24 protein-coding genes and 1 tRNA gene are annotated in these 19,628 nt (G+C 41.3%); 13 read left to right on the top strand and 12 right to left on the bottom strand.

Annotated features, from left to right (window positions below; translation table 11 throughout):
- The first annotated feature begins 103 nt into the window (after positions 1-103).
- Both SYN7502_RS10900 and SYN7502_RS10895 read left to right on the top strand, forming a co-directional pair.
- On the top strand, positions 104-1,246 hold the full coding sequence (locus tag SYN7502_RS10900) for an oxygenase MpaB family protein (protein ID WP_015168879.1): 1,143 nt from the start codon (positions 104-106) through the stop codon (positions 1,244-1,246).
- Positions 1,247-1,256: 10 nt separating this feature from the next.
- Positions 1,257-2,732, top strand: a complete 1,476-nt coding sequence (locus tag SYN7502_RS10895; protein ID WP_015168878.1) for a cyclic nucleotide-binding domain-containing protein — start codon at positions 1,257-1,259, stop codon at positions 2,730-2,732.
- A 120-nt stretch (positions 2,733-2,852) separates the two neighbouring features.
- Here SYN7502_RS10895 and SYN7502_RS10890 read toward each other — a convergent pair whose 3' ends face one another.
- The 3 genes from SYN7502_RS10890 to SYN7502_RS10880 all read right to left on the bottom strand — a co-directional run bounded on the left by SYN7502_RS10890 (position 2,853) and on the right by SYN7502_RS10880 (position 5,439).
- A complete protein-coding gene (locus SYN7502_RS10890; RefSeq protein ID WP_015168877.1) occupies positions 2,853-3,413 on the bottom strand; it encodes a YkgJ family cysteine cluster protein in 561 nt (186 codons plus the stop codon).
- A 24-nt stretch (positions 3,414-3,437) separates the two neighbouring features.
- Positions 3,438-4,418: an acetyl-CoA carboxylase carboxyltransferase subunit alpha gene (locus SYN7502_RS10885; protein ID WP_015168876.1), complete on the bottom strand. Its 981-nt coding sequence runs from the start codon at positions 4,416-4,418 to the stop codon at positions 3,438-3,440.
- A gap of 61 nt (positions 4,419-4,479) precedes the next feature.
- On the bottom strand, positions 4,480-5,439 hold the full coding sequence (locus SYN7502_RS10880; protein ID WP_015168875.1) for a stage II sporulation protein M: 960 nt from the start codon (positions 5,437-5,439) through the stop codon (positions 4,480-4,482).
- A gap of 77 nt (positions 5,440-5,516) precedes the next feature.
- Between SYN7502_RS10880 and SYN7502_RS10875 the strand changes: the two genes are divergently transcribed.
- Both SYN7502_RS10875 and SYN7502_RS10870 read left to right on the top strand, forming a co-directional pair.
- The gene (locus SYN7502_RS10875; RefSeq protein WP_015168874.1) at positions 5,517-6,329 is read left to right on the top strand and encodes a hypothetical protein; all 813 of its coding nucleotides are present in this window, start codon (positions 5,517-5,519) and stop codon (positions 6,327-6,329) included.
- A gap of 33 nt (positions 6,330-6,362) precedes the next feature.
- Entirely contained in the window at positions 6,363-7,130 is a 768-nt protein-coding gene (locus tag SYN7502_RS10870) for an RDD family protein (protein ID WP_015168873.1), read from the top strand.
- A gap of 9 nt (positions 7,131-7,139) precedes the next feature.
- Here the strand turns inward: SYN7502_RS10870 and isiD are convergent, their stop codons facing one another.
- A complete protein-coding gene (gene isiD, locus SYN7502_RS10865) occupies positions 7,140-7,361 on the bottom strand; it encodes a protein IsiD (RefSeq protein WP_015168872.1) in 222 nt (73 codons plus the stop codon).
- 37 nt (positions 7,362-7,398) lie between these two features.
- Positions 7,399-7,490, bottom strand: a tRNA-Ser gene (locus tag SYN7502_RS10860).
- A gap of 108 nt (positions 7,491-7,598) precedes the next feature.
- Here SYN7502_RS10860 and SYN7502_RS10855 point away from each other — a divergent pair.
- The 4 genes from SYN7502_RS10855 (at position 7,599) to SYN7502_RS10840 (ending at position 10,327) form a co-directional block, all read left to right on the top strand.
- Positions 7,599-8,498, top strand: a complete 900-nt coding sequence (locus SYN7502_RS10855) for a DUF4253 domain-containing protein (RefSeq protein ID WP_015168871.1) — start codon at positions 7,599-7,601, stop codon at positions 8,496-8,498.
- 278 nt (positions 8,499-8,776) lie between these two features.
- On the top strand, positions 8,777-9,046 hold the full coding sequence (remA, locus tag SYN7502_RS10850) for an extracellular matrix/biofilm regulator RemA (protein ID WP_015168870.1): 270 nt from the start codon (positions 8,777-8,779) through the stop codon (positions 9,044-9,046).
- The gene (gene gmk / locus SYN7502_RS10845) at positions 9,030-9,599 is read left to right on the top strand and encodes a guanylate kinase (RefSeq protein WP_015168869.1); all 570 of its coding nucleotides are present in this window, start codon (positions 9,030-9,032) and stop codon (positions 9,597-9,599) included. The genes remA and gmk overlap by 17 nt, the downstream gene beginning before the upstream one ends.
- 119 nt (positions 9,600-9,718) lie before the next feature.
- Complete coding sequence (locus SYN7502_RS10840) at positions 9,719-10,327, top strand: hypothetical protein (protein WP_015168868.1); 609 nt, start codon at positions 9,719-9,721, stop codon at positions 10,325-10,327.
- 48 nt (positions 10,328-10,375) lie between these two features.
- On the opposite strand, the gene lipA is transcribed toward SYN7502_RS10840, so the two are convergent.
- The 4 genes from lipA to SYN7502_RS10825 all read right to left on the bottom strand — a co-directional run bounded on the left by lipA (position 10,376) and on the right by SYN7502_RS10825 (position 12,703).
- The gene (gene lipA, locus SYN7502_RS10835; RefSeq protein ID WP_015168867.1) at positions 10,376-11,251 is read right to left on the bottom strand and encodes a lipoyl synthase; all 876 of its coding nucleotides are present in this window, start codon (positions 11,249-11,251) and stop codon (positions 10,376-10,378) included.
- 66 nt (positions 11,252-11,317) lie between these two features.
- Positions 11,318-11,470 (bottom strand): DUF2256 domain-containing protein, encoded by a 153-nt coding sequence (locus SYN7502_RS18925; protein WP_015168866.1) that lies wholly within the window; start codon positions 11,468-11,470, stop codon positions 11,318-11,320.
- Positions 11,467-12,018: a LeuD/DmdB family oxidoreductase small subunit gene (locus tag SYN7502_RS10830; protein ID WP_015168865.1), complete on the bottom strand. Its 552-nt coding sequence runs from the start codon at positions 12,016-12,018 to the stop codon at positions 11,467-11,469. Before SYN7502_RS10830 ends, SYN7502_RS18925 begins: the two co-directional genes overlap by 4 nt.
- Positions 12,019-12,070: 52 nt before the next feature.
- Positions 12,071-12,703, bottom strand: a complete 633-nt coding sequence (locus SYN7502_RS10825) for a Uma2 family endonuclease (protein ID WP_015168864.1) — start codon at positions 12,701-12,703, stop codon at positions 12,071-12,073.
- Positions 12,704-12,969: 266 nt separating this feature from the next.
- Between SYN7502_RS10825 and SYN7502_RS10820 the strand changes: the two genes are divergently transcribed.
- The 4 genes from SYN7502_RS10820 (at position 12,970) to SYN7502_RS10805 (ending at position 16,861) form a co-directional block, all read left to right on the top strand.
- Positions 12,970-14,523, top strand: coding sequence for an iron uptake porin (locus tag SYN7502_RS10820; protein WP_015168863.1), 1,554 nt, complete (start codon positions 12,970-12,972; stop codon positions 14,521-14,523).
- A gap of 112 nt (positions 14,524-14,635) precedes the next feature.
- Positions 14,636-15,439 (top strand): transporter substrate-binding domain-containing protein, encoded by an 804-nt coding sequence (locus SYN7502_RS10815; protein ID WP_015168862.1) that lies wholly within the window; start codon positions 14,636-14,638, stop codon positions 15,437-15,439.
- A complete protein-coding gene (locus SYN7502_RS10810) occupies positions 15,436-16,095 on the top strand; it encodes an amino acid ABC transporter permease (RefSeq protein WP_015168861.1) in 660 nt (219 codons plus the stop codon). Before SYN7502_RS10815 ends, SYN7502_RS10810 begins: the two co-directional genes overlap by 4 nt.
- A gap of 31 nt (positions 16,096-16,126) precedes the next feature.
- On the top strand, positions 16,127-16,861 hold the full coding sequence (locus SYN7502_RS10805) for an amino acid ABC transporter ATP-binding protein (RefSeq protein WP_015168860.1): 735 nt from the start codon (positions 16,127-16,129) through the stop codon (positions 16,859-16,861).
- Positions 16,862-17,277: 416 nt separating this feature from the next.
- On the opposite strand, the gene petE is transcribed toward SYN7502_RS10805, so the two are convergent.
- Genes petE through SYN7502_RS10790 form a run of 3 tightly spaced genes read right to left on the bottom strand, consistent with a single transcriptional unit; the run spans position 17,278 to position 18,404 of the window.
- Positions 17,278-17,649, bottom strand: coding sequence for a plastocyanin (gene petE, locus SYN7502_RS10800; RefSeq protein WP_015168859.1), 372 nt, complete (start codon positions 17,647-17,649; stop codon positions 17,278-17,280).
- Positions 17,650-17,686: 37 nt separating this feature from the next.
- Positions 17,687-18,181, bottom strand: coding sequence for a photosystem II cytochrome c-550 (gene psbV / locus SYN7502_RS10795; protein WP_015168858.1), 495 nt, complete (start codon positions 18,179-18,181; stop codon positions 17,687-17,689).
- Between the two features lie 46 nt (positions 18,182-18,227).
- A complete protein-coding gene (locus tag SYN7502_RS10790) occupies positions 18,228-18,404 on the bottom strand; it encodes a hypothetical protein (protein WP_015168857.1) in 177 nt (58 codons plus the stop codon).
- A 343-nt stretch (positions 18,405-18,747) separates the two neighbouring features.
- Between SYN7502_RS10790 and SYN7502_RS10785 the strand changes: the two genes are divergently transcribed.
- Positions 18,748-19,599: a GNAT family N-acetyltransferase gene (locus tag SYN7502_RS10785; RefSeq protein ID WP_015168856.1), complete on the top strand. Its 852-nt coding sequence runs from the start codon at positions 18,748-18,750 to the stop codon at positions 19,597-19,599.
- Positions 19,600-19,628: the final 29 nt, after the last annotated feature.

Below are 19,628 nucleotides of genomic sequence, written 5' to 3'. Positions count from 1 at the left end.
CAGCAAAACGATACAAAGTGAGGTTTGCCAGAATTGTAATGACACGCAAAGGTTCTGATATTAAAGGTTCTGATATTATTAGACTAATTTTTCATGATTTTCCATGACATTCAAACATTCTTACTACCGCTTTGATGAGGCATTTCAGGAATATGGGTTGCAGGCAACACGGTGTAAGGAATTTCTTTTTAAAGGAGATCCCTTAGCCGATGAAGCAGTTTTGGCTTTAGCAAAGCTTTCTTCTGGTAAAGCGGTTAGAACTCTCAATAGCTTTTTGAACGAGGGCAGTGCTGCCATTCCAGATGCCCCAGATGCACTAAAAGCGCTCTTTGAGCAATTGGAGACCATACCACTATGGGTTGACTGGGAGCGCATCGAGATGGGTAGTCAAACTATTCAGCGACTTTCCTTGCTAATTGCTCCTGTGCTGAGCTTATATTGCCTCCCACTTATGTATGCTTCTCCAGCAGGTACAAAACCCTTAGTATTTACAGGCAATTTTGTGGAACGCGCTCCTCGACGCTTGGCAGAGACCAGTCGCTTTGTGCGGCTAACCTGTCAGTCAGGGGGATTGCGTAGGTTTAGTGAGGGCTTTAAGCTGAATGTGAAGGTTCGTTTAATGCATGCTCAGGTGCGACGTCTGTTGCAGAGTTCGGGACAGTGGCGTCGTGAAGAGATGGGAATACCTGTTAATCAATGTCATATGGCAGTCACACTCATCTTACTCTCCTTGGGGGTAGTTAAGGGATTACGGGAGTTAGGCGTAATTTTTACCCAAGCAGAAGTAGAAGGCATTTTACACCTTTGGGCTTATTCTGGGTACATCTCTGGGGTGGATTCAGAATTTTTGTGTGCCTCAGAAACCCAAGCTGAGAGTCTCTTACAACTGTTATTTGCCCAAGAAGGTTTTCCCAATGAGGATTCGCGATTGCTTGTGCAAGCACTTCGGACGATGCCTCTGCCGAAACAGTTATCAGGCGTTCCTTGGTTTGACGATGTTGCTCTAACCCTGTCCCGTTCACTGTTGGGAGATCATTTTGCAGATTCCCTCAAAATCCCTACATCTGAATGGACATGGGTTGTTCCCTTCATACGTCCACTCCTATCAGTTTTTTCAGAAGCCCAACGTCATGTACCAGGCATGGCTGATTTGGCGACATCTGTGGGAACAATGACTTGGGAGACAATGGAAAGTGCCCTTACCGCTCGCCCCGAGCCAGTTAAACCCTCTAGTCATACTTCGTGAAAAATGAAATATGAAAAATGAAACCTTAGTTTACCTCACTAGCAGCGATTGGCAAGCCCTTGGTGAGATTGCGATCCGAAAATTCTTTGCCACTGGAGAAATTATTATCGCCGAAGGATATTCTCTTCGCAGTATTTTTATCCTGCGTCGGGGTTATGTTCAAGTAGAACGTGAATACCAAGGAAAGGGAATTGCCCTCAGCCAATTGGGTGTAGGTGCTGTTTTTGGTGAAATGTCCTTGTTGGAGCAACAAGATGGAGCCAGTGCCTCAGTCATCGCCGCCTCTGAAGTCGAAGTGGACGTAATCGAAGAGCTATCCCTACGTTCTTTACTTAATTCTTTACCTGGCTTTTCGTCCCGTTTTTATCAATCCTTAGCCGTGACGCTGTCTCAGCGATTACGCGCTGTCTCAGAGCAACTCTCCCAAAGAAATGACCAAAGCCATCGCCCAACGCGGACTGGAAATATTAGTGAACGCCAGATTCCCCCCATCCTTGTGGATGATGTAGAAAAATTTAAGAAAACCATGACTCAGATTGAGCAACAAGTGCGATCTCGGCAGATCACGAGCATTCAGGCGCAAACCCAGACGTATAATGCCTGTACCCAACTTATGGACTCCCTTAGCAAGCATAGCCAAGGAGAATCTTTAATTGATTCAGCTTGGAGTAATTTGTTAGCCTTTCGGGACTTAGACCAAGTGGAGTCAGGCATCGGCGACTATGTATTTAGAGAATTGTTTCCTTTGATGATGCAGAGCACAACCATTGCCCATTGCTATACCCGTCCACGTGGCTTAGTCGATGGCTACGAAACCAACCAACTCATCTATGCTAATGAAGCGGAAGGAGATGGCTGGATTGGTGAGTTCATTGACAGTTGGTTTCTCGCAACACAGTTTTGCCAAAACCGACGGCAGGGGCGGCAAGAACTCGTCCAACTTCTACAGCACTATGGTCAACAACCTTCTACATCCATTCTTAGTCTAACCAGTGGTGCTGCGCTTGAGTTGCTCGATGTATTGCCGAAGATACCTTCGCTCCATGTAACCCTGATTTGTCAGGACTTGATCGCCCTACACAAAACTAGGCAAGCAGCAGAAAAGTTAGGTTGTGCAAAGCGTATGACTCTGATCCAAAATGACTTATTGCTGTTAGCAAAAGGGCAAGAAAAATTGACCTTACCACCGCAACAGTTTATCTATAGTTTCGGATTGCTTGATTATTTAACTGATGAGCAATTGATTTTGGTTTTGCAATGGATCTCTACACAATTAGCAGACCAAGGAACCGTACTCCTAACAAATATTAGTCCTGAGCATCCTGACCGATTATTGATCAAGCACATCTTAGAGTGGTCGCCATACTATCGTACCTCGTCCGAGCTAGCAGAGTTTTTGCTATTAGCAGGGCTTGAACCAATTACCCCCCCAGATGTTAAGACAATAGGGATCTCTTGGGTGATGGGACGTAAAGAAAGTAAATAAGCCTCGCAAGTACTTTATTTACGATCCACTAGTAGTCTAGAAATAAAAAATATCTAACAGTTTCAAGGGAGGCTCATAACCTCCTTTTTTAGTGAATTTTATGGGAATTTAATCCCAGTCTTAATAATCTTGATAATCTCGCAGCAACCCAACTTTATTGATAGCGATCGCCATAGCGGTATTAATTGGCAGTAAATCACTTTGATCGGGGTTCAGGTTTCGCAACTGCATGGAGTAGTCACTAAAATTGGGAGCTAGTTCTATGGGTAATGTTGCCAGCACTTCGGGCATAGTTTGTTTATGAATTTTACAAGCTGCTAATTCTGACTGCCCATGCTTATTGGTAATACTGGCAAAACCAAACAATCGACACAGGGAGGGTCGCCAAGCATATACGCCACAACGTCCATTACCTGCAACTAGGTGATCGGGCTGATAAAAAATACAGACTCCTGAGTGGTTAGCATGGGCAGCCTGTTCTAACCAATATTCAGCCTCATCTCTTTGCACTAACTCTAATGCTAGAGGTAGAACTTCAAGAACTGTAGTTTCCACTTGAGGATTTTCGCAGCATTTACCGCAGCCGCTAGGACATTGCAAACCCGATGCCTGTTGTAAGACTTCTATCTGTTGATCGATCGCTCTATAGATTTTGTTAATTTGATCGATGAGTTCCAGCATATAGTTTTGGGAATACAGTCAAGCCTAATTTAGCTCACGCTCTAGTTCCAGAAATACTCCCATTTTGCGAAATTTTTGATACCTGCGCTCTTGGCGATCGCTTTTAGTCATGAGGTTGAGTTTTGCCAAATTATTAATAATTGCCGCTTTTAGGGTTTGGGCTGTTTGCAGTGGCGATCGATGCGCTCCTCCATCGGGTTCTGATAGGACTTCATCCACAATGCCCAGTTGCTTTAAGTCAAAAGCTGTAATCCGCAATGCCTCTGCTGCTTTATTCGCTTTCGTGGCATCCTTCCATAAAATTGCCGCACAACCTTCGGGAGAAATCACTGAATATACGGAATTTTCAAACATCATAATGTGATCCCCTACGCCAATGCCCAATGCTCCACCCGATCCACCTTCACCAATCACAGTGCAGATAATTGGGACTTCAAAATTAAACATCTCGCGTAAATTCACAGCGATCGCCTCACCCTGTCCCTGTTCCTCTGCTGCAATACCCGGATATGCCCCGGGGGTATCAATAAAAGTAATAATTGGCATCCCAAACCGATTGGCATGTTCCATCAGCCTTAATGCCTTGCGATAGCCACCGGGTGATGCCATTCCAAAGTTACGCGCCACATTATCTTTAGTATCTCTACCCTTTTGGTGTCCCAAAATTAAACAGCCCTGACCATTCAGCTTGGCAATACCACCCACAAGGGCAGGATCATCATTACCGTGGCGATCGCCGTGGAGTTCTATCCATTCATCGGTAATTGCTTGAATATAATCCAAGGTGCTGGGACGGCGGGGATGACGAGCAATTTGAATTCTTTGGATGGGCGATAGGGTTGTAAATATTTCTCGGCGCAGTTGATCGGCACGCTTTTCTAGTTGTTGAATTTGATCGCTCACATCAACTCCATTTTCTTTAGCGAGATTGCGAATTTGATCAATACGATTTTCTAGCTCAACGATGGGCTTTTCAAAGTCAAGGAGGATGGGGCGATCGGACATGTTTGTATCTAAAGCTTGATTAGGCTTGGTGCAAAAAATAAACCTTGACCTAAATTTTAGCCTAATCTGGTTGTTGTTGCCGTTGACAGTAAAGGATTAACAACACAAACAGCAGCATGCCAATGGCATATTTTAGTAAATCGGGAATGGCAGGATTAGGCGAAATAAAGCCTTCGATTGCTCCTGCAATCAATAACATGGGAATAATGCCATAGACCAGTTGTGCCGCTTGGGAACCATACACCCTAAAGGCATCTACCCGCCGATACTGCCCTGGTAAGAGTAACGCCCTCGCAATTAATAAGCCTGCCCCCCCTGCGATAAAAATTGCGGGTAATTCCAAGGAGCCATGTGGAAATACAAACGCCCAAAAGGGAAATGCCAGACCATTCTGCCCCACTAAAACTGCGATCGCTCCAATTAATAAACCATTAAAAAATAGTAAGTAAGCACTAAATACTCCCCCTGTAATCCCCCCAGCAATCGCATTAAAAGACACCGCCATGTTATTAATCATGATGTTACTAGATGCTAAAGGTTCATTGCCTAGGATCGAACCCATCCATAGCTCATGGCGATCGCGCACCATTCTAATTAATCCTTCAGGTACAACCAAAGCCATAAACATCGGGTCCTGCCATGAAAACCACCAAGCCACTAAAGCTCCTAATAGGAATATACCAAACGCCACCGCAATGTAGCCCCATGTTTGCTGAATTACAGAGGGTAGTCCCCATATATAGAAATCTTTAATGGCATTTGTATCCTTTTGGCGATCGCCTTGATAAATCTGGTTATAGCTCCTTGCTGTTAGAGTTTGCAGGTCTTGAATTAAAGTATTACCAACATTGTGAGTTCTTGCCCTTGCCAAATCTGCGGAAACCGAACGATATAAACTTGCCAAAATCCCAATTTCACCCGCATTTAAGGATTTCAAACCACGCTTTTCTACTTGGGTTAATAGCTGCTCCAGTTGCCTCCAGTTTGTCTCTCGCCTAGCAATCCACCGTTGTATATTCATGAATTTTTAATTCCTGCCTCACCCTAAATCCCTTATATTAATTCTAACTACTACCACTTTAATACCGCTCTAAATAAATGACCAGCAAACCCCTTGGGCTTCTAACAATTGGCAACGTAGTTAATGCTTCAATTCGACTTTATAGTTCCAATTTTTGGCGATATTTACGCCTCTCCATATTTGCCCATCTATGGCTGCTAATCCCTATTTACGGCTGGGCAAGGTGTTTTGCTGAATCTGCCCTAGTTTGTCGCCTTTGCTTTGGGGAATTAACGGGACAGCCAGAGTCTAATAGTGAAGCTCGAAACCAAGTTAATAAGAAGTTTTGGTCATTTATTATATTAGCGATCGCCATAGGGATTCGTATATTTTTGGTGTATTTAGGTTTCTATTTCCTGTTTTTTGCAATTGCCTTCACAGCCTTAAGCCTTCTATCCAAATCGGGAGTGATTGCTGCTATTCTCATTGGCTTATTCACCCTTGGTATGTTTATTTTAACGATCATTGTGGTGGTGGGGTTAATTTCCCGTTGGTTTGTGGCGGAATTACCCTTAGCAGTAGAAACTGGTTTTAAGGTCGGCACCAGTATGCAAAGAAGTTGGCAATTAACAAAAGCTTCAATTGGGAGAATTCAAGGAATTATACTTGTAGCTTTTTTAGTCACAATTCCCATTCAAAGTGTGACGGGAGTGGTTCCCCAGATTGCCCTCATCTCCTTTGATCCCAGTTCTTCAGCCTATTGGGTTGTGTATGCCATCTCGTTGATCTTTAGCTTAGGTGGTGGTGCCTTAGTCATGCCCTTTTGGCAGGCAATTAAAGCCGTAATCTTCTTTGATCTGCGTAATCGCCGCGAGGGATTAGATTTGCAACTGCGAGATTCTGAAACCTAATATCTAAGCTAAACACCTAGAATTAAAAACAATATGCGATTTTTTAATCAAGTCACCCTCTCCACCCCAGAAAGCGTTGAACTGGAATTCACCCTAGCAGGGATCGGTAATCGGGCATTGGCTCTAATGATTGATTACCTAGTCTGGGGCAGTATTTTAATTGTGGTGCTGTTCACTTGGGGGATACTCTCTACCCAAATTCCTGCAAATATTGCATCCCAGTTTGGTGCTTGGGCTTTTGCTATTACCTTGCTCTTAACATTCTTTATCTATGTCGGCTATTTTGTATTTTTTGAAACCCTGTGGCAAGGGCAAACACCAGGGAAACGCTTCGTTAAAATTCGGGTTATTCAAGATAATGGTAAACCCATTGGCATTCAACAGGCAACTTTACGGGCTTTGCTCAGACCCATTGATGATACTTTTTCCCTAGGGGCAATATTTATTGTGTTTAACGCCAAGGAAAAACGCCTTGGGGATTGGGTGGCTGGCACCATTGTGGTTCAAGAGGAACGGCGCAGTAATAACCCTGATAAATTTGTAATCTCCGATCAAGCTCAAGCTATAGCAAATCAATTACTAGAAGAAGCTGATGTTACTGCACTATTACCCGATGACTTTGCGGTAATTAAGGAATACCTAAAACGGCGCAAAGACATGGAGCCTAGTGCCAGACTAGAATTAAGTCGTAAACTTGGTAAGCAACTCAAGGAGTTAATTAGTTTAGAAACAGTACCACCGCAAGTTAGCTCCGAGCTATTTTTAGAAGCAGTATATTTAGCATATCAACAACAAAATTAATCAGCACAATTAACACTCGTCGTAGGTTTCTATATCCAAGAGGTGATAGTAAGGTTCAATCAAATCCGCACGGTGAAATAGTAGCGATCGCAATAAATGCCAATCTCTTAAACCATCAAAGGCATTATCATAATCATCTTTTTCTAACCGAGCCGCTAAATTCGCAACATCGGCTGGGGTAAGCTTGGCGATATCAATTTCTGGCTGTAAAGTAGTCATGACATCCACCATTAGTTAGCATTAATTTAGTATTAATTAGGATAAAGAACGGAGAGGGAGGGATTTGAACCCTCGGTACGGAGTTACCTGCCGTACAACAGATTAGCAATCTGCCGCATTCGACCACTCTGCCACCTCTCCTAATTGTAGGACTAATACTTTATCAGATTTCAATTCTTGAGTGCAAATATTTTTACTGTCTCTTCATTCCTGATACTAAACTTAATTAAACTTTAGAAACCCCAAAAAATGCTTAAAGATATACAGGCACTGCTACAAGGATCATTTTTGGCACATGCCCAGATGATGGAACTGGAAATTCCTAGAACTAAAGATGTGGCGATCGCTATTGCTATTACCCCAGAAAATAAGATTGCAGCCTGGAAATTGCTTAAAAGTCATCTAGCTCAAACCCAAAGATACCCAGTTATAACTACCTCGTGGGGGAGAAACCTTAGCACTTGGGAACAGTCTATGCTTGATGCTGATTTATTTAGTCGATTTTATTTTGATGAAGAATACCCCGAACAGTTATCCCCAGAGGCAATGATTGCTAGGGTAGATTTATATAATGACGATTACTTGGCTGAGTGTTTAAGATCTGAATCGCAAACTTTTACTCACAATTTAAGAAAACAGCTTCAATTTGAACTAGAAAATACTGAGTCTAAGTTTGGCATAATTCCTTCAGAATCAGAAATTTGGGGCTCAAAAGAAATTCAGACAATTGTTGATGTCGAGCGTTATTTACTTAAATGGGAACAGCAGCATAACTTGACTCCAACTATAGACTTAGGCTATCAAGATTGGTTTGAGCCTAGAGATCAAGCTTTAGTATTAGTTTTATTACCAAATCCCCATAGTTGGAATGCCCTAGCCTATTTATCATGGTTTGGTGGTTCTAAACATGCAATACCTCTAATCAGACAATGGCATCGAGACTTCGGAGCGGAATTAGTTTGTCATTATGGCACCATGTTGCAATTTTTTGTGGAACGTCCACCTACAGATTTCAATAAGGCATTTGAACTGGCATGGCAACAGGTAGCTTTAGCCCCATGTACTACATTTTTACCTGGAGTATCAATCCGCAATCATGCAAGGGCTTTACTGAAACTCGATCGCTGGTTTATCCATGAACGACCATAAAACCCAATAAAATATCTAAAAATATGGGATCAGTTTTGCCAAAGTTACAGAAATATTTGAGGATATTATTTTTGCTTCAAGTGACTAACTGATGAACGATATGACTATTTTTTAAGGATATTTTGAATGCTTAATTTGAAGATGATTAATGGTACTTGCTTAAAGTTAAAAAACACGACTAAAGCTCAAGATTAGTTTCGTTTAATCCTATAATGATCAGGCTTTAATCAAAAATTTACTTATTTATTCCATTAATCTCTCATAAATCTTTTATTAATATGGACATCAAGCTAATCAATATTGGCTTCGGAAATATCGTTGCTGCTGGTAGAGTGGTGGCGATCGTTAGCCCCGAATCTGCGCCAATCAAACGCATTATTACCGATGCACGGGAACGGGGACATTTAATCGATGCTACCTATGGTCGCCGCACTCGTGCTGTAATCATAACCGACTCTGAGCATGTGGTTTTATCCGCTATTCAACCTGAAACCGTTGCCAATCGATTTATTGCTGCCAAAGATGTCAAGGATGTCATACCAGAATAAAAAAGGGAAGTTGCTGGTAGTTACAGGTCCTAGTGGGGTGGGCAAAGGAACATTGCTTAATGCCCTAGCCACTAAGTATCCTGAACAGTTTGTATTTTCTGTATCAGGTACAACTCGTCCCCCCCGAGACGGAGAAACAGATGGGGTAAATTATTTTTTTTATAGTCGGACAGAATTTGAGCAAAAGCAAGCAGCATGTATGTTTCTGGAATGGGCAGAATATGCTGGTAACTTGTACGGCACACCGAGGGAACCCGTAGAAGCTGCGATCGCCCAAGCCAAAATTGTGATTCTTGAAATAGAACTAAAAGGAGCTAGGCAAATTTCCCAAAGCTATCCCGATGCTCAAAAAATATTTATTGCCCCACCGTCAATGCAGGTATTAGAACAACGATTGCGCCAACGTTCCCAAGATGATGAATCTGCGATCGCCCGTCGTTTAGATCATGCTCAGGTGGAAATAGCAGCGAGTGGGGAATTTGATCAAGTAATTATTAATAATGATTTAGCAACGGCTTTAGCTGAACTCGAACAAGCCATTTTTAATTTTTAGTTTTTATTTTATTTTTAAAGTGGGGTACAAAATTTAACTCTTACCAACTGAGAAACTCTATAGTAAAATATCGACATTTATCCACAGGCATTAAATTAAGAAGGTATTAAGGTATTACTGTGGTAAAAGATTCACAGCCAGAGTTTTTTATACCCATAGAACTTAGAACTTTAATTGAAGAACTAAGCAGTCTTTATAGTCCCGAAAATCATGGAGCGATCGCCGAGGTTTTAGAAGAGCTAATATCCCGTCTTAAACAGACTGACTCTAAGCCCAATTTAGCCTCTAGTTTTTCAAACTCTAACTTAATTAATAACGCAGAAATTGGTAGTGATGCTGCTGATGTTAAAAGTTGGGAAGACCTCCTTAATTTTACAGTTTATGTGGATACGGAGATTTATAGTCCCAATGAATCCAGTGAAGCGATCTCCGATCCCGAAGTTTCCCCAGAGCAAGTTGTCGTAATTGCCCACGAAGAAGCTACAGATGCCTATGTTCATACTTGGGATCAGATTGCGACAAAACTTCAGAATCCACCGCCAAACTTGACTATGCGCTTTTGGAGTACCGCCGAAGCTGCAAATATTTTAGGCTGCTCCGAGGAAAAGCTAAGAAGAGCTAAAAGTAAGAAACAATTGCCCTTGGAAATTAATAACTTTATTGTTGATTGTCCAGATTTAAAGCAAAAGAAATTATCATGGCTCATTCGCTTAAAATCTCCAAATTGAATTGATAAGAAAGCTAGAGAAGAATTTAATTCTAGAATTTATCAGAAATTAATCAAAATAGTGTCCAGCGTGATAGGAACTGCGTACCAATGCCCCTGATTCCACATGGGTAAAGCCAATTTCAAGGGCGATCACTTTTAATTCTATAAATTCCGCAGGTGTCCAATATTTACGAACGGGTAAATGCTCTAGGCTAGGTTGCAGATACTGCCCAATGGTAAGGTGATCAACGCCAACAGTACGCAGATCAATCATGGTTTCTCTAATTTCTTGAGCAGTTTCACCATGACCCACCATTAATCCAGACTTGGTTTTGATCTGAGGATTTAGTTCTTTCACGGTTTGTAGTACCCCAAGGGAGCGATCGTATTTAGCACCTCGCCGCACCACACCCTGTAATCGCTGTACTGTTTCAATATTATGGTTGTAACATACGGGTAATGCTTTAACTACGGTTTCGATGCAGGTACGATCGCCTCTAAAGTCTGGGGTCAAAACCTCTATTTTAATCTCTGGTTTGTGTTTGGAGTTAATCTGGCGAATTGCCTGCATCACATCCACAAAATGCTTAGCACCCTGATCGGATAAATCATCACGGGCAACGGAAGTTAAAACTACATACTCCAGTCCTAGTAAAGCGATCGCCTCTGCTATTTTACGCGGTTCATCTTGATCTAAAGCGATCGGGGCATGACCTTTATCCACTTGGCAAAAGCCACAATTACGGGTACAGGTTGCTCCCATTAACAAAAAAGTTGCTGTCTTATTGGCATAGCATTCCGCCCGATTAGGACATCTACCTTCCTCGCAAATGGTGTGAATATTTCGAGATTTAATAATCTGCTGCACAGTCGAAATCTCACTTGCCCTACCAATTTTAGGTCTTAGCCATTGCGGTAATCGTGGCAGTGCGGCTTTATTCATAATTTCTATGGGGAATTAGTAACCTCAACTTTGTTGTAAATATCTCGAACTTTAGTGAAGCTTTTACTAGGTATTAGTAGATTTTTGCCTGCGACAGCGATCGCTACAATACTTAACCTCATCCCAACATCTTTCCCATTTTTTGCGCCAAGTAAAAGGTTTGCCACAGGTGACACAAATTTTAGTAGGTAGATGGAATTTATTGCCCTTGTAGCTCATTTAGCCAGTGTAGGAATCATACCTGTCTGACGGGCGTAGGCAAACAGTCCTCCTGCGTCAATGACTGGGGCAACATCGCCGAGGGGCTTGAGGGCAAACACTTCACCCGTAGTTTCGTTGGTAATTTGGTTGTGGTCAAAGTCTAGGATTGCTACCTGTCCAGTGCTAAAGCGATCGCAAAGCCTATCGATAGATTCCCAAGGATATAATTCCCCTGTGGCAGTGCTATTTCTAAAGAAAATTCGGGCGTATGACTGTGCCACTACTACTTCTACCCCAGATGCTCCTAGGGCGATCGGGGCATGTTCACGGGAGGAGCCACAACCAAAATTTTCCCCCGCAATAATAATTGGGTATGGGGTTTTAGCTGCTCCTTCAGGGATGAATTTACCAAAGCGATCGGGTAGCCCAATCATGGCATAACTACCTAGTTTTTCGTACTCATCAGGCTTGGAAGGAACCAAAGTTAAGTATTCTGCAGGAATGATTTGATCGGTGTCAATATTGTCATCCACAACAAATACTATTCCTTTAACGATCTTACTCATAGCTTTAGTTAATTTTTTAGTTAATTACAAATCCCGTATCTATAGAATTTGATTAATTATATAGTCCATCCTGCAATGTTTTAAGAACTGCTGACATATCATTGCTTAAGATTGCTGTTACATTTAGCCACAAACCTGCAAACTCTTGGCTACGGATAGTTCCTAATTCATCAGGTTCTAATTTATTATATTTACCATTTTCAAGGATGAACCAATCAACTTGACGATCTAATGTCCGCCAAACTATGTATTCCTTTACCCCATTACGTTCATAAGTACGTTTTTTGCTGTGCAGATCGTAGGAGACGGTACTAGCGGCAATTTCGGCGATGAGTTCGGGTGCACCTGAGATATATCCATCGGCATCAATTTTAGCATTGCCATTGACACGGAACAGTACAGCATCAGGCTGAGGTTCGTTATCATCATCAAGGCGGACTGTAGGCTCGATCCCAACTTCTAGTCCTGCGATCACTGCTTGATATGTACCAAGCCAAGTGATGATATTGCTGTGAGGTTTACCATCGGGGGTATAGAGTAGGGGAGATGCCACGTGTACGATGCTTTCGATGAGTTCTGCTTTTTTAATTTTTGATGCTGTATAACGCCGCTCAAATTCTTCTCGATTGAGGCGATCGCCATTTTCAAGGATGGTTAGTGGTGATGGAGAGTTGGAAATAACCATAGCTTTTAGAGCCTGCACTTTTAATGATTTTAGCAGTCTTGAATTTGAGTAAGAGATTCGAGTAGGGGGGAGATTATGAATCTCAAGTTTTTACGAAATTATGTTAACTATTCTAGCGATCGCTAGGCATTTAGGTACCCAATACGTTAAACTTGGTATCCTTAAGCACATGAGTTTGTATTAAAATATACAGAACTAAAGTCTAAATATTCTGTAGATTTAGACAGCATAAGTACCAACTAACCTTATAGGTGTGAGACCATAAAATGAAAAAATTTACTATTGCAACCCTAGGAGTAATCGCTGCCCTAGGTGGATTGGCTCCAACAGCCTTTGCTGATACTCAATCCGTAGAACCCTCCGCTAGCACATTACAAAAACTATCTAAGGAAACTGGCGGCACCCTATCCCAAGTAACTTCTGTTTCCCAACTTTCCGACGTACAACCCACTGATTGGGCATTTACAGCATTGCAATCCCTTGTAGAACGCTATGGTTGTATTGCTGGCTATCCCAATGGTACCTATCGTGGCAGCCGTGCCTTAAGCCGCTATGAATTTGCTGCTGGTTTAAATGCTTGCTTAGACAAAATTAACGAGCTAATCTCCACTGGACTTGCTGACAAAGTTGGAAAAGCAGACCTAGCTACTTTGCAAAAACTGCAAACTGAATTTGCGGCTGAGTTAACTGCTCTTAAGGGACGTGTCGATGCTTTAGAATCTAAAGTAGAAACCCTTGAAGCGCAACAGTTTTCTACAGTAACTAAGTTAAATGCTGAAGTCATTACCTTTTTGACTGCTGCGAATAATGCCAACGGCTTTTCTAATAATGTTACCCTTAGTACTAGGGTTCGCCTAAACTTTGACACCAGCTTCACTGGTAAAGACAACCTAAACGTTCGCTTGGCAGCTCAAAATGTCGCACTTAATAGCGCTCCCAGTCCTGATGAAATCAGACTTCTACCAAGTAGTTCCACAGGGAATACTTTTATCCTTGATAACCTAATCTACAATTTCCCTCTAACTGATAAGCTCACAGTATATGTTGGTACTAGCATTACTGATGTTACTTACATTGGCGTTGACTCCGTAACTCCTCTAGGTAGCTATGCTACGGGGGCTATTTCCAATTTTGCCAACAGTAATCCTTCTCTTTATCCGTTCACCACTGGCTCAGGTGCAGCAGGTGGTAGCTTAAGTTATAAGTTCAGTGATAACTTTGTTGGTACTGCTGGATACATCGCTGAGGCTGGAGCTTCTGCTAGCCCATCAGTTGGCGTAACTGGTGGAGGTCGTATGATCTTTGCAAACCTGAATGCCTACTTTGGTAAATTGAACTTAGGTCTGTTCTACGCTAATACTTTCTCCCCTGCTTTTGGCGTTGATACTCTTGCGGGCAGTTTGAAGTCTAAGGTTCCATCCCCAAATGTAACTGGAAACACTGGTGCTATTCAAGCACGCTATGACTTCTCTGATAAGTTCCAGTTGGCAGGCTGGTTCGGTTACACTAATGCTTCATCTAGTGCGTTCACAGGTAATGCCCAAATTATTAACTATGCTGTACAGTTTGTCTTCCCTGACTTATTCAAAGAGGGTAATCTTGCTGCTATTACCTTTGGTCAACAACCTACTGTAGTCTCAAGTGGTGCAGGCGTTTCTGCTGATGGTGCTACTGGTTTCCACATTGAAGGTTCCTACAGGTTCCAACTTGGCAAGAATATCTCTATTACTCCTGGCATTATCTATCTAACCAGACCAAATCAAGACCCTGCTAATAGCGGTGTAGTTGTTGGTGTTCTCAGAACATCCTTTGTATTCTAATCAGTTACGTTTTATCTAAATCGTAAGCAGTAGATGGATTTAATTAACCTCTGCTGCTTTTTCTACTTTTTATCCAGCTATCTTTTGCATTGTTAATACCTAGTTAATACCTATGAAACGTAGAACGGCATTTTGGGCGATCGCCTGCTTAACATCTATAACTGTTGGGACACTATCTGGATGCGAACAAGCTACACCTCCAACAGCAACCACAACTCCTAGTACAACCAAAGTACTGACTATGGTTACTTCTCCCGACTATCCACCCTATGAGTTTTATGACACTTCAAGTGGGAGCAAAGAAATCGTGGGATTTGATGTGGATATTGCTAAATACATTGCTAAAGAACTCGGATTTGAGCTCAAGATTAATGAAACTAATTTCGATGGGCTAATTCCCGCAATTCAGGCGAAAAAAGCGGATTTTGTCATGGCAGGGATGACTCCAACCCCTGAACGTACTAAGAGCGTAGATTTCTCGATTTTGTACTACGATGCCAAGGATACGATTTTGTCTTTAAAAGGTAAAAACTTAACTAAAGCTGAACAGTTATCTGGTTTAAAAGTTGGGGTACAACTAGGTTCGATTCAAGAAGGAAACCTCAAGGAAATTTTAAAAAAAGTTAAGAATATTCAGATCGTTAGCCTCAATAAAATTCCTGAAATTATTCAAGAAGTGAAGTCTAAGCGTCTGGATGCGGCAATTATTGAAGATACCGTAGCTACGGGTTTTAAAGCTAGTAACCCCGATGTGGAATTTAATGTTTTACCTTCCGAAGGAGCATCAGGGGCAGCCGTTGCCTTCCCGAAAGGTTCAGCTAATGTTGAAGACTTTAATAAAGTGCTGAAAAAGATGAAGGAATCGGGCGAAATTGATAAATTAGCAACAAAATGGTTTGGGCAAGCTAACAAATGAACTTAGAGTTTTCTAAAGTTTGGGGTTCTATCCCTTTTATCCTTAACGGAATTCCTACAACTTTTCAATTTACCCTACTATCAGCATTATTTGGGTTTATTTGGGGTGTAGTTTTATCCCTATTTAAAATTTCTGGGATTAAGCCCCTTGATTACTTTGCCCAAGCATACACCTCTATATTTAGGGGCGTACCTTTGATTTTAATGCTGACTTTGGTTTATTTTGCCACACCACAGCTTACGGGCTATAACATTTCGGCGCTGCAAGCAGGGGTAATTACTTTCTCCCTTAACTCTGGTGCCTATGTATCTGAAACTATCAGAGGTGGAATATTAGCGGTTGATAAAGGACAAAGGGAAGCCGCTATGTCTTTGGGCGTGCCGTACTTGCTGTATATGTGGGATATTATTCTGCCCCAAGCATTAAAAAATATTCTGCCCGCACTGGTAAATGAAAGTATAGCTTTATTAAAGGATTCGGCTTTAGTCTCAACGATTGGGGCGGTTGATATTCTTAGAAGTGCTCAGATTGTAGGGGCTGAGAAGTATATCTATTTTGAACCATTAATGATTGCAGGGGTTATTTACTATGTATTGGTAATTACCTTAACCTTTGGGGCATCGTCTCTGGAGAAATGGATGCGGCGGATTGACTAGGCTAGGTAAGAGTAAGTTTTGGGAGAGAAATATGGCAGGCGATCGCATAATTCAAGTAGAAGAACTAAATAAATCCTTTGGTAAGCTCCATGTTCTTAAGGGGATAACTACAAATATTCATAAGGGTGAAGTTGTTGCCATCATAGGTCCTTCAGGTTGTGGGAAATCCACATTCTTAAGATGTTTGAATCTCTTGGAAAAACCGACGGGCGGTAGGATTTATTTCAATGGTACTGATCTGAGTGCGATTAAGGATGTCGCTAAAATTCGTCAAAATATCGGCATGGTATTTCAGCATTTTCATCTTTTTCCTCACAAAACCGTTTTAGAAAATATTACCTACGCTCCGATCAAGATTAAAAAAATTGACAAAGAAGAGGCAAATGAAAAAGGTAAAGCCTTATTAGCAAAAGTTGGACTCCAAGAAAAAGCGGAGGTTTTCCCGTCCAGATTATCGGGAGGACAAAAACAACGGGTAGCGATCGCTCGCTCTTTGGCAATGGAACCAGAGGTGATTTTATTTGATGAGCCTACCTCTGCTCTCGATCCAGAGATGGTAAAGGAAGTATTAGATGTAATGAAATCGTTAACTTCTACGGGTATTACTATGGCGATCGTCACCCATGAAATGAATTTTGCGCGGGAAGTAGCTGATCGAATTTTCTTTTTAGATGGAGGAAAACTAGCTGAAGATGCGGCTCCCAGTGATTTCTTTTCTCAACCCCAGTGCGATCGGGCAAAACAGTTTTTGGAAAAAATGCTTTAATTCTTCATTCATTAATTCGGCGTTGCAGATTTAGGTATGAAATGAACAAACTCTAGAAATTAGAGTTTATGCTGGATACTATTCATAGCCTTTAAGAAATCTTTGGCTCATACTTCATTATGCAACGCCATTAATTCTTTAGGACTTACGCAGGATAAAAGAAAAACCCAGATTTTATAATAGGTTTGGGGCAAAGCCCCAATTGAGAGCTACGCCCTGAAACTCCGTTTTGTCAGAACTTTACTAATTTGAGTGCGTAAGTCTTATTCTTTAGGGATTTGCAGATTATTAATGATTCTAATATTAGGGTGCAGTTCTAAAATGGGAAGACTATTTCTTTTGAATTCCCATATTGAAAATAAGCATAAAAAAGGGAAGCGATAAAGCTCCCCCAAAGGTATCAAATAGATAATTAATTAGCCTTGAACAGTTACCTTGCCAACCATGCCAGCACCACGATGGGGAGTACAGTAGTAACTATATTCACCGGGGGCGGTAAAAGTGCTTTCAACTTCGGCGGCAGGTTTTACTAGTAGTTTTTTATGAGATAACTCAGCTTCACCTTGAACGATAATATTATGGGGATATGCCTTGTTGTTGATCCATTTAATGGTGTCACCGGGCTTAATAATAATATCCTTAGGCTCAAATACTAATGCACCTTTATCAGAACCCATTTTGACAGTATAGGTTTCAGCAGCAACGTTTGCAGTAAAGAAATTAAAGGCAACTAATAAGCCTAAAACTACAAGGGCTACCTGTTTGAAATAAGAAGTTACGGTTTTCATGGAATTGTAATGTTAGGGTTGTATTTTTAATATTATCTTAATAGTAGATCTTACCGCCACCCCAGCCAATACCTCTTACCTTAGGTTGGTAAAGCATATAGCCAGCAATTAGTTTTAAATCTTTGTCAGTTAAGCCACGCATAGTTGGGAAAATATCTGTACTTCTCAAACTAGGATGGAGTTCATAGATTTCATCTACACCGTCATAGGTAGTAGGATTTTTCAAGTAATCTACTAAGCCTTCGACTGTATCTCGGCGGGGAGTTGCTAAAGCTAGGGTTTGAGGGTCAAGTCCAACGTTGGGGTTGGTAAATGTTGCTCCGCCCACATGACAGTTGGCACAGGCACTGGAGAATAATTTCTTGCCCTTTGCTAGTTCTTTAGCAGAGAATGTAATAGTTTTGTCAGCATTTAACTGTAGGGTGCGTAATTCGGCAGAGTCAGCAGCAGCCCAAACATTAGGTGTCGATAACTGCCATGCCAGAGTAACCACGGCGATCGCCAACACTAGATACTTATAGATATTTTTCATGCAGGTATGTAGTCTTGCTAAATAATTAAAGTTAGATATAAATCTACTACGATTTTATTTGACTTTGTGCCACAAGTATTATGGCTTTTGCATCTTCTAGTCCTAATTTGGTTTTGGGGTCTTGATAAGAAATATTGAGGCGATCGCAAATCTCACAAACCAACGCTACCGTAAGATTATAGTCTTCAGCAATTTCTTCAATGGATAAATCAGCAAAACCCATAAATTAGTCACACTTTATAAAACTTTATAAAAATCAGGTATAAAAACCAAGAAAGCTTTGATCCAAGTACTTTAATCTACCAAATCTTGGTGCGATCAAAACTAATCTAAATCCTAATTCTCACCAAAATAATGATTCACTAAAATACTAAACTTTAAAAATACGTTATTTTATCGGTCAGTTTAGGAATGCGATCGCCTATTCAAATAGTCTGATTCTTCTTTCTTAACATGGAGAATAGTTTATTTCTGGGTTTTCCATGCCCTCTTGATCACTACCAACAGATTGATTTAGTCAGGTTTATTTAAGAAGCTTTCACTTTAAATCTAAGCAAGTTAAATCCATGCAAGACTTCCATATTCGTTCTATTACTCACCAAGAATTAGTAATTCCTCTGCAATGGGCAGAACAAGAGGGTTGGAAACCAGGAATAGATGATGCCAATCATTACTATCCCGTTGACCCACAGGGCTTTTTTATGGGGTTTTGGGATGGTGAACCTGTCGGCTGTATTTCAGGTGTAGCCTATGATCATAGTTACGGATTTATTGGGTTTTATATTGTTCAACCAGAATTTCGTCATCAAGGCTTTGGCATTGCCCTATGGCATCGAGCTATGGAATATTTACAAGGGAAACATCAAGAACGTAATATTGGTTTAGATGGAGTTATTGCCCAACAAAGCAACTATCAAAAATCAGGTTTTAAAATTGCCTATCGACATTTACGTTTTCAAACTTTAGGTACAGGAGGTATAAGTAAGAATCCTAACCTAGTGTCTCTATCAGAACTACCTCTTTCCCAAGTTTTAGCCTGTGATATTTTTCCTGTTCCCCGCCCTAAATTCTGGCAATCATGGATTAAACAAAAATATGGTACAGCCTTAGGAATTATCCAAAATCAAGAACTGGTAGCTCATGGGGTAATTCGGGCTTGTCATGGTGGATTTCGCATTGGTTCTTTATGTGCCGATTCTCCTGAACTCGCAGCCCGCCTATTAGAGTCGCTCTTGGCTTATGCCCCTGCTGGTAGTCTTGTGTTTATTGATATGCCTGAAATTAATCAAGCAGCTATGGTACTCGCAAAAAGTTATGGTATGTCATTGGTATTTGAAACCACCAGAATGTACACCCAATCCCCCCCCATCATGCCTGTGCATAAAATTTATGGAGTAACGACTTTAGAGCTAGGTTAAATTCACTCTTTGGACAGCAGGTGAAATAG

The sequence above is a fragment of the Synechococcus sp. PCC 7502 genome, assembly GCF_000317085.1.
Lineage (GTDB): Bacteria > Cyanobacteriota > Cyanobacteriia > Pseudanabaenales > Pseudanabaenaceae > PCC-7502.
This window is presented reverse-complemented; position numbering and strand designations above follow the sequence as displayed.

Excerpts from the sequence above, each read along its gene's own strand:
- SYN7502_RS10900 (WP_015168879.1), top strand. The coding sequence starts at position 104 with ATGACATTCAAACATTCTTACTACCGCTTTGATGAGGCATTTCAGGAA.
- SYN7502_RS10895 (WP_015168878.1), top strand. The coding sequence starts at position 1,257 with ATGAAAAATGAAACCTTAGTTTACCTCACTAGCAGCGATTGGCAAGCC.
- SYN7502_RS10890 (WP_015168877.1), bottom strand. The coding sequence starts at position 3,413 with ATGCTGGAACTCATCGATCAAATTAACAAAATCTATAGAGCGATCGAT.
- SYN7502_RS10885 (WP_015168876.1), bottom strand. The coding sequence starts at position 4,418 with ATGTCCGATCGCCCCATCCTCCTTGACTTTGAAAAGCCCATCGTTGAG.
- SYN7502_RS10880 (WP_015168875.1), bottom strand. The coding sequence starts at position 5,439 with ATGAATATACAACGGTGGATTGCTAGGCGAGAGACAAACTGGAGGCAA.
- SYN7502_RS10875 (WP_015168874.1), top strand. The coding sequence starts at position 5,517 with ATGACCAGCAAACCCCTTGGGCTTCTAACAATTGGCAACGTAGTTAAT.
- SYN7502_RS10870 (WP_015168873.1), top strand. The coding sequence starts at position 6,363 with ATGCGATTTTTTAATCAAGTCACCCTCTCCACCCCAGAAAGCGTTGAA.
- isiD (WP_015168872.1), bottom strand. The coding sequence starts at position 7,361 with ATGGTGGATGTCATGACTACTTTACAGCCAGAAATTGATATCGCCAAG.
- SYN7502_RS10855 (WP_015168871.1), top strand. The coding sequence starts at position 7,599 with ATGCTTAAAGATATACAGGCACTGCTACAAGGATCATTTTTGGCACAT.
- remA (WP_015168870.1), top strand. The coding sequence starts at position 8,777 with ATGGACATCAAGCTAATCAATATTGGCTTCGGAAATATCGTTGCTGCT.
- gmk (WP_015168869.1), top strand. The coding sequence starts at position 9,030 with ATGTCATACCAGAATAAAAAAGGGAAGTTGCTGGTAGTTACAGGTCCT.
- lipA (WP_015168867.1), bottom strand. The coding sequence starts at position 11,251 with ATGAATAAAGCCGCACTGCCACGATTACCGCAATGGCTAAGACCTAAA.
- SYN7502_RS18925 (WP_015168866.1), bottom strand. The coding sequence starts at position 11,470 with ATGAGCTACAAGGGCAATAAATTCCATCTACCTACTAAAATTTGTGTC.
- SYN7502_RS10830 (WP_015168865.1), bottom strand. The coding sequence starts at position 12,018 with ATGAGTAAGATCGTTAAAGGAATAGTATTTGTTGTGGATGACAATATT.
- SYN7502_RS10825 (WP_015168864.1), bottom strand. The coding sequence starts at position 12,703 with ATGGTTATTTCCAACTCTCCATCACCACTAACCATCCTTGAAAATGGC.
- SYN7502_RS10820 (WP_015168863.1), top strand. The coding sequence starts at position 12,970 with ATGAAAAAATTTACTATTGCAACCCTAGGAGTAATCGCTGCCCTAGGT.
- SYN7502_RS10815 (WP_015168862.1), top strand. The coding sequence starts at position 14,636 with ATGAAACGTAGAACGGCATTTTGGGCGATCGCCTGCTTAACATCTATA.
- SYN7502_RS10810 (WP_015168861.1), top strand. The coding sequence starts at position 15,436 with ATGAACTTAGAGTTTTCTAAAGTTTGGGGTTCTATCCCTTTTATCCTT.
- SYN7502_RS10805 (WP_015168860.1), top strand. The coding sequence starts at position 16,127 with ATGGCAGGCGATCGCATAATTCAAGTAGAAGAACTAAATAAATCCTTT.
- petE (WP_015168859.1), bottom strand. The coding sequence starts at position 17,649 with ATGAAAACCGTAACTTCTTATTTCAAACAGGTAGCCCTTGTAGTTTTA.
- psbV (WP_015168858.1), bottom strand. The coding sequence starts at position 18,181 with ATGAAAAATATCTATAAGTATCTAGTGTTGGCGATCGCCGTGGTTACT.
- SYN7502_RS10790 (WP_015168857.1), bottom strand. The coding sequence starts at position 18,404 with ATGGGTTTTGCTGATTTATCCATTGAAGAAATTGCTGAAGACTATAAT.
- SYN7502_RS10785 (WP_015168856.1), top strand. The coding sequence starts at position 18,748 with ATGCAAGACTTCCATATTCGTTCTATTACTCACCAAGAATTAGTAATT.